Annotated in this window: 7 protein-coding genes and 3 pseudogenes; 4 read left to right on the top strand and 6 right to left on the bottom strand. The window is 68.0% G+C overall.

The features are described from left to right. Window positions 1-5: 5 nt before the first annotated feature. Together NVV57_09085 and NVV57_09080 are read right to left on the bottom strand one after the other, a co-directional pair. On the bottom strand, window positions 6-1,271 hold the full coding sequence (locus NVV57_09085) for an extracellular solute-binding protein (protein MCR6712827.1): 1,266 nt from the start codon (window positions 1,269-1,271) through the stop codon (window positions 6-8). A 139-nt stretch (window positions 1,272-1,410) separates the two neighbouring features. Next, window positions 1,411-3,438 carry a beta-galactosidase gene (locus NVV57_09080; GenBank protein MCR6712826.1) on the bottom strand — a complete coding sequence of 676 codons (2,028 nt, stop codon included), beginning with the start codon at window positions 3,436-3,438 and terminating at the stop codon, window positions 1,411-1,413. A gap of 195 nt (window positions 3,439-3,633) precedes the next feature. Here NVV57_09080 and NVV57_09075 point away from each other — a divergent pair. The 4 genes and pseudogenes from NVV57_09075 to glgB all read left to right on the top strand — a co-directional run bounded on the left by NVV57_09075 (window position 3,634) and on the right by glgB (window position 10,668). Continuing rightward, window positions 3,634-4,646 (top strand): annotated as a pseudogene (locus NVV57_09075) (LacI family transcriptional regulator). A gap of 172 nt (window positions 4,647-4,818) precedes the next feature. Continuing rightward, complete coding sequence (locus NVV57_09070) at window positions 4,819-6,831, top strand: alpha-1,4-glucan--maltose-1-phosphate maltosyltransferase (protein MCR6712825.1); 2,013 nt, start codon at window positions 4,819-4,821, stop codon at window positions 6,829-6,831. Further along, window positions 6,828-8,514: pseudogene (gene treS, locus NVV57_09065) on the top strand (maltose alpha-D-glucosyltransferase). The gene NVV57_09070 and the pseudogene treS overlap by 4 nt, the downstream one beginning before the upstream one ends. After that, window positions 8,507-10,668: pseudogene (gene glgB, locus NVV57_09060) on the top strand (1,4-alpha-glucan branching protein GlgB). The pseudogenes treS and glgB overlap by 8 nt, the downstream one beginning before the upstream one ends. A 22-nt stretch (window positions 10,669-10,690) precedes the next feature. Here the strand turns inward: glgB and NVV57_09055 are convergent. The 4 genes from NVV57_09055 to NVV57_09040 all read right to left on the bottom strand — a co-directional run bounded on the left by NVV57_09055 (window position 10,691) and on the right by NVV57_09040 (window position 13,591). Next, entirely contained in the window at window positions 10,691-10,981 is a 291-nt protein-coding gene (locus NVV57_09055) for a tetratricopeptide repeat protein (protein MCR6712824.1), read from the bottom strand. A 176-nt stretch (window positions 10,982-11,157) separates the two neighbouring features. Continuing rightward, window positions 11,158-11,589 carry a hypothetical protein gene (locus NVV57_09050; GenBank protein MCR6712823.1) on the bottom strand — a complete coding sequence of 144 codons (432 nt, stop codon included), beginning with the start codon at window positions 11,587-11,589 and terminating at the stop codon, window positions 11,158-11,160. Beyond that, window positions 11,586-12,566 (bottom strand): hypothetical protein, encoded by a 981-nt coding sequence (locus NVV57_09045; protein ID MCR6712822.1) that lies wholly within the window; start codon window positions 12,564-12,566, stop codon window positions 11,586-11,588. The genes NVV57_09050 and NVV57_09045 overlap by 4 nt, the downstream gene beginning before the upstream one ends. Further along, window positions 12,563-13,591 (bottom strand): hypothetical protein, encoded by a 1,029-nt coding sequence (locus tag NVV57_09040; protein MCR6712821.1) that lies wholly within the window; start codon window positions 13,589-13,591, stop codon window positions 12,563-12,565. Before NVV57_09040 ends, NVV57_09045 begins: the two co-directional genes overlap by 4 nt. Window positions 13,592-13,695 lie beyond the last annotated feature (104 nt).

The following is a 13,695-nucleotide window of genomic DNA, read 5'->3' as shown; positions in this document are numbered from 1 at the left end:
TCGGATTAGGAGGCGCCGATCGCGGCGTTGAGGTCGTCGATCATCTTGGTCCACGTGGACTCGGGGTCCGCGCCGGTGATGATCTTGATCTCAGCAGCGTTCCAGAGGTCCCACACCGAACCCATCTCGGGGATGGACGGCATCGGAACACCGGTCTTGGCAGCAGCAGCGAAGCCGCCAACGATCGGGTCGGAGGCAACAACCTCATCCTCGACCGAGATCATGGCGGGGATACGCGGGTCAGCCTCGTAGAGCGCCATCTGCGCCTCGGGGGTGGCCATGTACTGCGTGAGGAACGCCTGCGCGAGCAGCGCGTTCTTGGACTGTGCGGAGACGTAGAAGCCCTGCACACCCACGAACGGAGCCGCAACCTCACCACCGGCGGACGGAACCGCGGAAACCGCGATCTTCGCACCATTGGCGGTCAGCGCCGCGATCGCCCAGGGTCCGGCCACGGTGTACGGGGCCTTGCCGTCGGCGAACAGCGTGTTGTTCGTGTCGTAGTCGATCGAGCTCGAGATGATCTTCGTGCCCTTGTCGCCGTTCTCGCCGAGCCACTTCGCGAACGCGATGCCCTCGGGACCGCCCATGCCGACCTCGTTGGTGTACGAGCCGTCAGCGGACTGAACGAACACGGGAGCGCCGAACGACGTCTGGAACGGGTACATGGTGTAGCCGTCGCCGGTCGGAGCGTTGACGTTGATCACGAACGGACGCTCAACACCTGCAGCGGCCTTGCCCTTGGCGATCATATCGTCCCACGAGGTGGGCGCATCGGTGCCAACAAGGTCCGTGTTGTAGATGAGCGCAACGGCCTCGGTCGCGTACGGCAGGCCATAGGTCTGGCCGGAGTACGTGAAGGCCGCGGTCGAGACGGGCTCGAACCGGTCGGCCACGGCGCTGATGTCAACCGGCGCAACAACACCGGCGGTCACGAGCGCACCCAGCCAGTCGTGGGCGCCGATGGTGATGTCCGGGCCCTCGCCGGTGGGAACCTGGGCGATGAAGTCGGAGCGGATGTCCTCAAAGTTCTTGACGACAAGCTCGACCTTCGCGCCGGTCTCCTGCTCGAAGGTCGCCGCGGCGGCCTGGATGGCGGGCTGGCGGTTCTCGTCGACCCAGATGGTGAGGGTCGCGCCCGTGCCGTCGATGCCCGTTTCGGTCGGGGACGCCGACGGGGCCGCCGACGTCGGTTCTTCGCTGGAGCTGCACGCTGCCAGCAGACCGGCGACCGCGACAACCGCGGCGCCAATGCCGATCTTCTTGATCATGGAATGTTCCTTCCAGGGGTTGTGCCACATTGCACGGCCTTGGTGGTCCGCGTCACTGCGACGTTGGTGTGCGGGCTGTGTTCCCGCTTCAGTTGTGGTTTCCTGCCGAGCGCTGACGCTCTTAACGCGGTGGTGTCGATCAGCGACCACCCCCTTCGGAGGCGGGTTCGCTGCGGATCACCGCGACCTCGCCCGCCCCGAGCTCCCACTCCCCGGCAACCGGATTACCGGAGAGCAAGTCCTCACCCGTGACGCCGAGCGCCACGGCGTCGTCGCGATGGTTGATCGCGATGACGAAGTCTTCTGTTTCACCGTGGCGCGTGATGACCTCCACGCCCTCTGGCAGGCCCGACGCTGTCACGCCCGCATCTGCATACACCCGGATTAGCACAGGCTTGAGATCGGCGACGGACAGCACGGTGCCGACGTACCATCCCTGACCCTCGCCGAACACGTTGCGGGTCACGGCCGGCTCACCCGCACCGGGGCCGTCCGTATGGGTGGCGACCACCGCGGCCCCCTCGAGTCGAATGTCTTCCTGCCACACCGTCGGCGCCAGTTCGGCGCCATCGTCGAGCGTCGCGGTCACCGTGACGTTCTCGCGCAGCGGGAGGAACTCCTCGACCGTGAGGCCAAGCGCGTCGCGCAGCGGGGCCCCGAAGCCACCCTCGTGCACAGCGTCGTGCTCGTCCACGATCGCGGAGAAGCATGAGACCAGCAAGGTCCCGCCGTTCTCGACGTAGGTGGTGAGGTTGGCGGCATCCGCCGTGCTCAGGAGGTACGACGCTGGGGCCACCACGAGCTTGTAAGCGGACAGGTCTGCGCTCGGGTGGGCGAGGTCGACGGTGATCCCGTCGAGCCACAGCCGCTCATAGTAAGCGCGAATCCGCTCGCGGGGGTCGAGGTCCTCCGACGGCCGCCACTCGAGCTCCTGGGCCCAGATGGACTCCAGGTCATAGAGGACAGCGACGTCGGCGATGACCTCCGAGCCCTTGACCTCGCCCAACTTGCCGAGCGCGGCCCCGAGGTCGACGACCTCTCGCCAGACGCGTGAGTCGGTTCCCGCGTGCGGAACCATCGCCGAGTGGAACTTCTCCGCTCCCGAACGCGATGCGCGCCACTGGAAGAAGAGGATGGCGTCGGCTCCGCGGCCGAAGTGGCTCAGCGAGTTCCGCGCCATCTCCCCTGGGCGCTTCGCGACGTTGCGCGGCTGCCAGTTCACGGCCGACGTCGAGTGCTCCATGAGGATCCATGGCTTGCCACCCGCGAGCGAGCGGGTGTAGTCCGCCGCCAGCGCAAGGCCAATCTCGCCTTCGGGGTCCGCGGCGGTCAGGTAGTGGTCGTTCGCGACGATGTCGACGAGTTCCGCCCACTTCCAATACTCAGTGCTGAAGGACTGATGCGCCATGAAGTTGGTGGTGATGGGCTGGCTCGCGTACGCGCGGATGGCGTCGCGCTCGATCACGAAGCACTCGCGCAGCTGGGCGTCGGTGAAGCGCATGAAGTCCAACTTCTGCGCGGGGTTGATCGCCGAGGGCACGGCCGCCGGGGCACCGATCTGCAGCCACTCCTCGTAGTGCTGGCCCCAGAAGGCGGTCCCCCACGCCTCGTTGAGCGCGTCCAAGGTGCCGTAGCGAGCGCGCAGCCACTGGCGGAACGCGCCGACTCCCGCCTCCGAGTAGTCCTCGCCAACGGGGACGCCGTACTCGTTGTGCACGTGCCACATGACCACGGCCGGGTGGTGACCGTAGCGTCGGGCAAGCTCGCCCGCGAGGTTCGCGGTGGCCTTGGTGTACTCGCCCGCGCTGTGTGACGCCATGCCTCGGGACCCAAATCCCATGGGGACGCCGTCCTTGTTGACCGCGCGCGCATGCGGGTACTTCGTGAAGAACCACGCAGGCGGCGACGCGGTTGGGGTGCCGAGGTCTACGGCGATGCCGTGCTGGTGCAGCAGGTCGAGGAGATCGTCGAGCCAGGAGAAGTCGAAGACTCCCTCGGAGGTCTCGATGAGCCCCCACGAGAAGATGCCGACCGACACCAGGTTGACGCCGGCCTCGCGCATGAGCCGCACGTCCTCAAGCCAGGTCTCGCGCGGCCACTGCTCAGGGTTGTAATCGCCTCCATAGGCGATGCCCGAGACGGCAGGCCACGCTGCTGGCGAGGTCATGACACTCCATTGAGTCCGGGGGCGATCGACCGATCACCCGGGCAGTTCATTGTCACATCACATCACTGTGACCGGTCCCAGTGTAAACGGTTACATCGATTTGTTGCCAAATTGATACATGTCCCGTTATCGATCTGTGACCGTTCCCAGTCGAAATCACGTTCTGCATCGATTCGACCGCTACTGTTGGCACTTGTGGCGTCACCAACGAAGCAGCGCAAGCCCACCATCCGCGACGTGGCCGCGGCGGCCGGCGTCTCCCGCGGCACCGTCTCTCGCGTCATCAACGGCGGCCACTGGGTGTCGCCGGATGCGCGGCGCGCGGTAGAAGAGGCGATTGAATCCACCGGCTACCACGCCAACCACCACGCCCGCTCGCTCGCCACCGGGCGCGCCAATTCGCTCGCCTTCCTCCTCACGGAGCCGCAGCACCTGCTCTTCGCGGACCCCACCTTCTCGATCCTCCTGCGCGGCGCAGCGGAGTCCCTCGCCCGCCGTCACATGACACTCGTGCTGTTGGTCGCCGGAACCGGCGCTGAGCGGGAAAACGTCGCCCAGTTCGTCTCCGGAGGCCACGTCGACGGCGTCATGCTCGTCTCCTCTCACGAGTCCGAGCCGCTCCTTGACCTGCTCGTCGCGGCCGGCGTGCCCACCGTCGCGTGTGGTGGAGTACTGGGCCGCGAAGACGACGTGCCGAGCGTCCAGGTGGACGAGATCGGCTCGGCGCGGATCATGACCCGACACCTCCTCGATCGCGGCTACACGCGCATCGCGACCATCACCGGCCCCCTGACACGCCTGGTGGTCGGTACCGCCTCGTCGGCTTCCAGGAGGAGCTCGGCGAGCGCTTCGACCCCGCCCTCGTCGAGGCCGGCGACTACACCACGGAGTCGGGTGCCGACGCCATGCAACGCCTGCTCGACCGCGCCCCTGACATCGACGCCGTCTTCGCGGCCTCCGACCTCATGGCGGCCGGCGCGATGGCGACTTTGCGTCGAAACGGTAAGCGTGTACCTGACGACGTCGCGGTCGCAGGCTTCGACGACTCCGGCCTCGCGGCGACGTTGGAGCCGCCGCTCACCACCATGCGCCAGCCCTTCGACAAGGTCTCGGACAGCATGGTCGAGGTGCTGCTCCACGTAATCGACGGCAAGGAGCCTCCCTCCGTGGTGCTGCCCACGTCGCTCGTGGTGCGTCAGAGCACCTGACGTCATCCCGCGGCCGCCTGTCCGAAATGGGTTCTGGTGGTCGCGAAATCAGAGTTTCGCGACCACCAGGCCCCATTCCAAGTCGTCGGGGCCGCGCAACTGAGCCACAGCGTCGGGCCGTGCGGCGTGGTGCCCAGTACCCCTGCAACGGAATCCCTAGTAGTTTCGGTGTATGCCAGCGCCCCAGGTACTGTCCGTTGGCCGCATCCCCATCGTGGGAGTGGGCCCGGTGCTCGAAGGGGGACGCTGGGCAGCGCGAGCCGTGGTCGGCGAGGCCGTCCCCATCACCGCGACGATCTTCCGCGAGGGCCACGACGCCGAGGGCGCCAACGTGGTCATCACCCGACCGAGCGGCCGCACCCAGGTGATCCCCATGCCCATCAAGGAGTGGGGCAACAGCCTCTACGAGGCCACCTTCATCCCCGCCGCCGAGGGCTCGCACTCCTTCAGGGTCGAGGCCTGGTCGGACCCGTTCGGCACGTGGGCGCACGCAGCGCGAGTCAAGATCCACGCGGGCGTGGACGTGCAGCTCATGCTCGACGAGGGCGTCGCCGTTCTCACCCGCGCCGTCACGGAGGTTCGCAGGCCCGACGCCAAGCAGCAGCTTCTGCGGGACGCTATCGCTTCGCTTCAGGACGGCAGGCAGGACCCCGAGTCGCGTCTCGCCCCTGCGCTGTCGCGCGAGGTCCGCGCCGTGCTCAACGACGCGCCGCTGCGCGACTACGTCACCACCTCACCCGACTACCCACTCGAGGTGCAGCGAGAACGCGCCCTAGCGTCGGCCTGGTACGAGATCTTCCCGCGCTCCGAGGGCGCGAAACTCAACAAGCGAACGGGCACGTGGACGTCCGGCACCTTCACGACCGCGGCGAAGCGGCTGCCCGCCATCGCCGCCATGGGATTCGACGTCGTGTACCTGACACCGATCCACCCCATCGGCCTCACCTATCGCAAGGGGCGCAACAACTCCCTCAAGGCCGAGGACGGCGATCCGGGCAGCCCCTACGCGATCGGATCTCCTGACGGCGGCCACGACGCGATCCACCCTCAGCTCGGCACCCTGCGCCAATTCAAGAACTTCACGGCGAAGGCCCGCGAGCTCGGCCTCGAGGTGGCCCTTGACCTCGCGCTGCAGTGCTCCCCGGATCACCCGTGGGTGACCGAGCACCCGGAGTGGTTCACCACGCGACTCGACGGCACCATCGCGTACGCGGAGAACCCTCCCAAGAAATACCAGGACATTTACCCGCTCAACTTCGACAATGACCCGGAGGGCATCTACGAGGCCATTCGCGACATACTCGAGCACTGGGTGTCGGCCGGCGTCACCCTGTTCCGGGTGGACAACCCGCACACCAAGCCGCTCACGTTCTGGGAGCGGCTGCTGCGGCACTTCGCGGAGCACCACCCCGAGGTGATCTTCCTCGCGGAGGCGTTCACGCGGCCCGCCATGATGCACACGCTCGCGAAGATCGGGTTCCACCAGTCGTACACGTACTTCACCTGGCGCCAGAACGCCGCCGAGATGGCGGAGTACCTCACGGAGGTGAGCGGGCCGTCGTCCTTCTACATGCGACCCAACTTCTGGCCCACCACGCACGACATCCTGACGCCGGACATGCAGCACGGCGGCGTGCCGCTGTACCGAATGCGCGCCGTCCTCGCGGCTACCGGCTCCCCCAGCTACGGCATCTACACCGGCTACGAGTTCGTGGAGAACGTGCCGCGGCCCGGCGTCGAGGAGCAGATCGACAACGAGAAGTACGAGTTCAAGGCCCGCGACTGGGCGACGGCGGACACGTACGGCATCGAGACGCTGCTGACCACGCTCAACCGCCTGCGCTCCCGCCATCCCGCGCTGCGCCGGCTCCGCGGCCTCACGGTCCACTCCAGCTCGAACCCGAACGTCCTGTGCTTCTCTCGCCACCTCAGCGCCGAGGAGTCGCCAACCGGGCGCGCCGACACCGTGATCACCGCCGTGAGCTTTGACCCGCACAACGTCCAGGAGGGCGTCGTGTGGCTTGACCTTGGTTCGCTCGGGTACACGGAAGACGCTCTGCTCACCGTTGACGACGCGGTCACCGGAGCCACGTTCCAGTGGGGTCGCGAGTTCTTCGTGAAGTTCGAGCCATGGGTCACCTTGGCGCACGCGGCCGCGGTGCGGCCGGGGACTGTGGCGCCGTGAAGGAGCTGCTCAGGGCCCTCCCCAAGCGAGAGCGCGACCTCACCAAGGACCCGCTGTGGTACCGCACCGCAGTCTTCTACGAAGTGCTCGTCAGGGGCTTCAGGGACAGCGACGGCGACGGGCTCGGCGACCTGCGCGGTCTCATCAAGCGCCTCGACTACCTGGCATGGCTCGGCGTGGACGCGCTGTGGCTCCCGCCGTTCTACCCGTCTCCGCTGCGGGACGGCGGCTACGACGTGGCCGACTACCGCTCGGTCGATCCCCGTTACGGCACCATGGCCGACTTCGAGCAGCTGATCGACGAGGTCCACAACCGCGGCATGCGCATCACGATCGACCTCGTAATGAACCACACGAGCGACCAGCACCCCTGGTTCCAGGCGTCTCGCCACGACCGCAACGGGCCGTACGGCGACTACTACGTGTGGTCGGACACGAACGACAAGTGGACCGATGCGCGCGTGATCTTCACCGACGTGGAGACCACCAACTGGGCGTGGGATCCGGTGCGCGAGCAGTACTTCTGGCACCGCTTCTACTCGCACCAGCCGGACCTGAACTTCGAGAACCCCGCGGTGCGCAAGGAGATGCTTGACGTCGCGAGCTTCTGGCTCGCGAAGGGCATCGACGGCTTCCGCCTCGACGCGGTGCCGTACCTGTTCGAGGACGACGGCAACGCGGGAGAGAACGACCCCCGCACCCACGCGTTCCTGCGGGAGCTGCGCGCGCTCGTGGATCGCGAGGCTCCCGGAGCGGTGCTGCTCGCGGAGGCGAATCAGCCGCCACACGAGGCCGCGGAGTACTTCGGCACCGACGAGGAGCCCGAGTGCCACATGTGCTTCCACTTCCCCGTCATGCCGCGCATCTTCTACTCGATCAAGGCCGAGGACGCGACGCATCTTCGCGCCGTCCTCCACGACACCCCCCGTGCCGCCAGCCAACGGCCAGTGGTCAACCTTCCTGCGCAACCACGACGAGCTGACGCTCGAGATGGTCACTCCCGAGGAGCGGCACCAGATGCTCGAGTGGTACGCGCCGCACCCGCAGATGAAGGCCCACTCGGGCATCCGCCGCAGGCTTGCCCCTCTGTTGGGCAACTCCCGCCACGCCCTAGAGCTCGCCCACGCGCTGATCCTGAGCCTGCCCGGAACGCCGTGCCTGTACTACGGCGACGAGATCGCGATGGGAGACAATGTCTGGCTGCCGGACCGCGACTCCGTCCGCACCCCCATGCAGTGGACCCCGGATCGCAATGCCGGCTTCAGCGACGCCGACCCCGGCGCGCTGTACCTGCCGATCGTGCAGTCGCTCGTGCACCACTACAACGGCGTCAACGTGGAGTCGTCGCTCGCGCAGGACACGTCGCTCCTGTTCTGGCTGCGGCGGCAACTCGCTGCCCGCGCGCAGCACCCCGCGTTCAGCGATGGCGGCTATGAGGACGTCCCGTGCGACAGCCCGTCAGTATTCTCATTTCTTAGAACACATCCGGAGGAGTCGGTGCTGGTCGCGATGAACTTCTCGTCGCGGCAGGCATCCGGCCTGCTTTCTCTGCCGGAACATGCGGGAAGGAAGGTGAGCACGATCGTGCACAAGACGCCCTTCCAGGACGTGTCGGAAGATGGCACGCTCCGGCTGACATTTGCCCCGCACTCCTTCTACTGGTTGGTGGTGCGCCGTGGCTAGTGTCGAAAAGTCGGTCCTCGCGGAGGTCGCCGCCGGCACCTTCTACCAGCCGCACTCCATCCTGGGCCCGCATGTGGCCGACGGGGTTGTCACCATTCGCGTGCTGCGTCCCCTCGCTTCTGCGGTCACCATCGAGACGCTTGACGGAAAGTACCCCGCTACGCACGAGCACCACGGGGTCTGGGTTGCCGAGCTGCCGGGCACGGACGCCCCCGACTACCGCCTGCACGTCACCTACGACGCGGAGCCGGTGACGATGGACGATCCCTACCGCTTCTTGCCCACGCTCGGCGAGCTGGACCTGCACCTCATCCGCGAGGGGCGCCACGAGCGGCTGTGGGAGGTGCTCGGCGCGAACATCAAGCGCTACCCCTCCGTGCTCGGCGACGTCACGGGCACCGCCTTCGCGGTGTGGGCCCCCAACGCGCGCGCGGTGCGCATCGTGGGCGACTTCAACATGTGGCAGGGCGCGAGCCACGCCATGCGGTCGCTCGGTGCCTCCGGCGTGTGGGAGCTGTTCGTCCCGAGCATCGGCCCTGGCACCACCTACAAATTCGAGATCCTCGGCAAGGACGGGCGGTGGCGTCAGAAGGCCGACCCCATGGCCAAGTCCGCCGAGCGCCCACCGCAGACGGCGTCGGTCGTCACCGAGTCTGCGTACACGTGGGGCGACGGCGCGTGGATGGAGGACCGGCCCCACCACCAGCCGCACCAAGCGCCCATGAGCGTCTACGAGGTGCACCTGGGATCGTGGCGGCAGGGGCTGTCGTATCGCGACCTAGCGCGCGAGCTCGTCGCGTACGTCAAGGAGCTGAACTTCACGCACGTGGAGTTCATGCCGGTCATGGAGCACCCGTTCGGCGGGTCCTGGGGCTACCAGGTGTCGTCCTACTACGCGCCCACCTCCCGGTTCGGGTCTCCGGACGACTTCCGCTTCCTCGTCGACTCGCTGCACCAGGCGGGAATCGGCGTGCTCCTCGACTGGGTGCCCGGACACTTCCCCAAGGACGAGTGGGCGCTCGGGCGCTTCGACGGGACTCCCCTGTACGAGCACCCGGACCCGCTGCGAGGAGAGCAGCCGGACTGGGGGACGTTCATCTTCGACTTCGGCCGGCCGGAGGTCCACAACTTCCTCGTGGCGAACGCCTCGTACTGGCTGGATGAGTTCCACGCTGACGGCCTGCGCGTCGACGCGGTCGCGTCCATGCTCTACCTCGACTACTCGCGCGAGGCCGGGCAGTGGCGCCCGAACGTGCACGGCGGCCGCGAGAACCTCGACGCGATCGCGTTCCTCCAGGAGGCCAACGCGGTCGCGTACCGCGCGAATGCGGGCATCGTGATGGTCGCCGAGGAGTCAACGGCATGGCCGGGCGTCACCGCGCCAACCAACGCCGGCGGGCTCGGGTTCGGCCTCAAGTGGAACATGGGCTGGATGAACGACACCCTGCGCTACATGCAGGAAGCCCCGATCAACCGCTCCTACCACCACCACACCTTGACCTTCTCGCTGATGTACGCCTTCTCCGAGCAGTTCATGCTGCCCATCAGCCACGACGAGGTGGTGCACGGCAAGGGCTCTCTCATGGACCGCATGCCCGGCGACCACTGGCAGAAGGTCGCGGGTGTGCGCGCGCTGCTCGCCTATCAGTGGACGCACCCCGGCAAGCAGCTGCTGTTCATGGGCTGCGAGATCGGCCAGGAGGCCGAGTGGTCCGAGGGGCGGTCTCTCGACTGGTGGCACCTCGACGACGGCCTACACGTTGGCCTCAAGGACCTGACGCGGGACCTGAACGCGCTCTATCGCTCCACCCCCGCCCTGTGGGAGCGCGACAGCGACCCAGGCGGCTTCCAGTGGATCGACGCGGAGGACGCAGAGCACAACGTGCTCGCCTTCGTCCGCTACGACTCGGCAGGGTCGCCCGTTGTGATCGCCGTGAACTTCGCTGGAGTGCCGCACGAGGGGTACCGACTTGGCCTGCCGCGCGCGGGAGCGTGGGACGAGGTACTCAACACCGACTCCGAGATCTACGGCGGATCAGGCGTTGGCAACATGGGCCGAGTCGAGGCGACGGCAAAGGGTGGAAGGGCCAGCCCGCGGCGGCGACGCTGCGCCTGCCCCCGCTCGGCGCCGTCATCCTGCGGCCGTCGGCCTAAGCCGCGACAGCGTCGGGCCCTCCTAGTACAGGGCCGCCGCCAGCGCGCGCCGGGCGGCGACCACTCGAGGGTCCTCGGCGCCGACGATGTCGAAGAGCTCCACGAGGCGCTCACGGACGGCGTCCCGCTCGTCACCGCTCGTGCCCCGGACCACGTCGATGAGCCGCGCGAACGCGTCCTCCACCGCCCCACCGAGCACGTCGAGGTCGGCAACGGCGAGCTGCGCGGCCACGCTGTCGGCATCAGACTTCCCGCCCGACGCCGCGGCGGCCGAGCGCACGACCTGGGGATCCGCGTCGTGAGTCCGCGACATGAGGCGCACCTGCGCGAGCCCGGCCTTCGCCTCCGCGTCCCGCGGGTTCTCCTTGAGCGCCTTCTCGTACGCCGAGATCGCGGCGGGAAGGTCGTCGCGCTCGATCGCGTCGTACGCCTCCTGGTGGAGCGGCGGGAGCGGCGGCTCAACGGGCTCCGCCTCTGCAGGGGCACCGCTCACGGCGAGACCCGCCTCGCGCGCCACCTGCAGCAGCTGCTGGATGACGCCACGCAGCTGCTCGTCGTCGGCTGAGCCCTGGAACATGGGCGCGGGACGCCCCCGAGGAGCGCAACGACGGTGGGCACCGCGTTGACCTGCAGCGCCTGCGCGATCGCAGGCTGGGCGTCCACGTCGCACACGCCAACGGGGATGTCGCCGCCCTCGTCCGCGCTCACCTTGGCGAGCCGGGCGGCAAGGTCGTTCGACGCGGGCGAGGCCGCGGCCACGAACACGATGAGCACCGGAACCTGAAGCGACCGCTGCGCGAACTCCTGGAGCGATTGCTCCGTGATCTCGATGGTGCCGGAAGGCGGCCCCCGTTCCGAGCGTCGGGCCTGCGCGGCGAGCGCGGCGAGGTCTATGGCGCCTCGCACAGGGGGAATGCTCACTTAGGGCTCACTTTCACGAGGTTGTGGTCTGCCGCGACCACGCCGGGGTTGGAGCCGACGGCGGGTCCAGGGAGGTAAAGCACGATGAAGTCGCGGTACGTGTGCACCACCTGCGTCGTCAGCTTGCCGCCGGTGAGCAGCGCCTTGTCCGCCGCGGGCACGGAGACCTTCGCTCCCTTCACCTTGAACGTCGACTGGATCGTCAGCGGCGAGAACACGAGCGCGCCGCCGTCGGCGGTCTGGAGCACGTACGCCCCGCTCTCGTCGTAGGTGATCGTGTCCGTGTAGGAGCCCTTCGCCTTCTTCGCGGCCGCGGTGAGCACCTTGCGGGCGGTGAACAGCTGATCGCGATACGTGTCAGGGGCGAAGTCGTCGTTGAACTCGCTCTCGGTCCCCTGCTGCAGCAGCGTCACGTAGTTCTTAAGGGCCTCACCGGGTGTGGGCGACATGTCGGGGTCGTCGAGCGCGAGCTGCGCGGCTCCCGTCGCGGGACCGGCCATCGCGGGCAGGGTGGCCCCGGGGATCATGTGCGCCCAGGCGCGCAGCTGGTAGTCGACGTCCACCGAGTCCTGAATCCACAGCATCACCACGGGGGTGAGGTCCTCGGCCGGCTGCTCGCTCACGGCGACGAGCACGCGCGGCCACGTGTCGGCGGCGGAGACGTACACGGCCTGCGCGTCGGCCGGAAGCACGTCGGGGACGGTCTTCGCGTCGGCCTTCTCCTGCTTGTACTCTGCCGCGCGCACCGTCTTTGCATCTCCGCCAACGCGGTTGGTGAGCAGGGAGGCGTCCTTGGCGGCGTCGGCCGTAGCGAGTTCGGCGAACGTCTCCGGAAGGATGCGCTCGGCCTGCGAGTCGACGACGGCGGCCGCCTCCGAGGGCGACGGCGCGGCCGAGACCTCCGGCACCGGAGGGGTGCAGGCACTGACGCCCAGGGCGACGGCGAGGGCAGCGGCTATGGCAACGGTTCGTCTCATGACTGCTCCTCCTCTCGCTCGTCCTTGGCAGGTGGTTCGAACGCCGACGCCGGCGGCACGGGGGTCTCCGGTGGCGTCTGCGGCGATGACTGGCCGGGACGCGAGATCGCGATCATCGGCGTCGGTTCGCTCGGTGCCGACGGCTCGGCGACCACGGGAATCGGGCCGGTCGTGGGCTCCGCGGGGATCTCGACCACGGGGATGGCGGCGCCGGCCTGCCGACGCGCGCGCCGACTGCCCGGCCTTGGCTCCTCCTTGCCCGAGCCGATGCCGGACCGGTGCGCGAGCCACTCCTCGCCCTTGGTCTGCGCGGGCCGCACGTCGATGAACAGCGCGATCAGCGCGATCAGGCCAAGAATCGCGAGCGCGGCTCCCCACCAGAGGATCTGCGTGATCCAGTCGTCGTCGATCGTGCGCGGAATCGTGATCGATGCGTTGGTGAGCTTCGTGTCGCCGAGCGCCTCCACCACGAGCGTTAGCCCCGCGGGGACCTTCGCCGTCTCGATCGTGTACGTCGCGTCGCTTTGCGCCGTCTCGCGCCAGATGTCCTGGGAACCAAGCGGCGTAGGCCCGACGCTGGGGCTGGGGCTAGCGCTCGGGCTTACCGAGGCGGTTGGGCTTGCCGACGGCGACGCGCTCGGCGAGGAGCTGGGCGAGTTGCTTGCGGAGGCGCTTGCGGACGGGATCGGCGAAACCGACGGCACCACCGCGGCGGGAGCATCGTCGTACGTGAGGCTCTCCCAGTCGGAGATACCCGTCAGCGTGATCGCGCCACGGCCCTCGGTCCAGGCATCGACGTCCTGCGTGCGCGCCGTGTGCGTCGCATAGGCGCCGCTCGTCGCCACGGTGAGCACAGCGTCGGGGGAAATCGCGAGAACCTCAGGGGGCACCACGAGGACCGTCGTATCGAGGCTCGCACTCGGTGAGCCGATAGCGGCGGGCTTGACCTGGTTGGCGATGACTCCCACCACCAGCAAGATCACGCCGAGCACGCCGGCAATGAGGCCGGCTGTCCGCAACGTCACAGGTAGATCTCCTTACATTCGTCAAGACACTCTAGGAGTAACGCTCGAACAGGGCCAACCGTCACTTTGTTCCTCCTCCTGGCGCGCACTACCCTGTTACCGGC

The sequence above is a fragment of the Demequina sp. genome (assembly GCA_024707205.1).
Lineage (GTDB): Bacteria > Actinomycetota > Actinomycetes > Actinomycetales > Demequinaceae > Demequina.
Note: the sequence above shows the minus strand (reverse complement) of the source record. Positions and strands in the feature narration are given on the sequence as shown.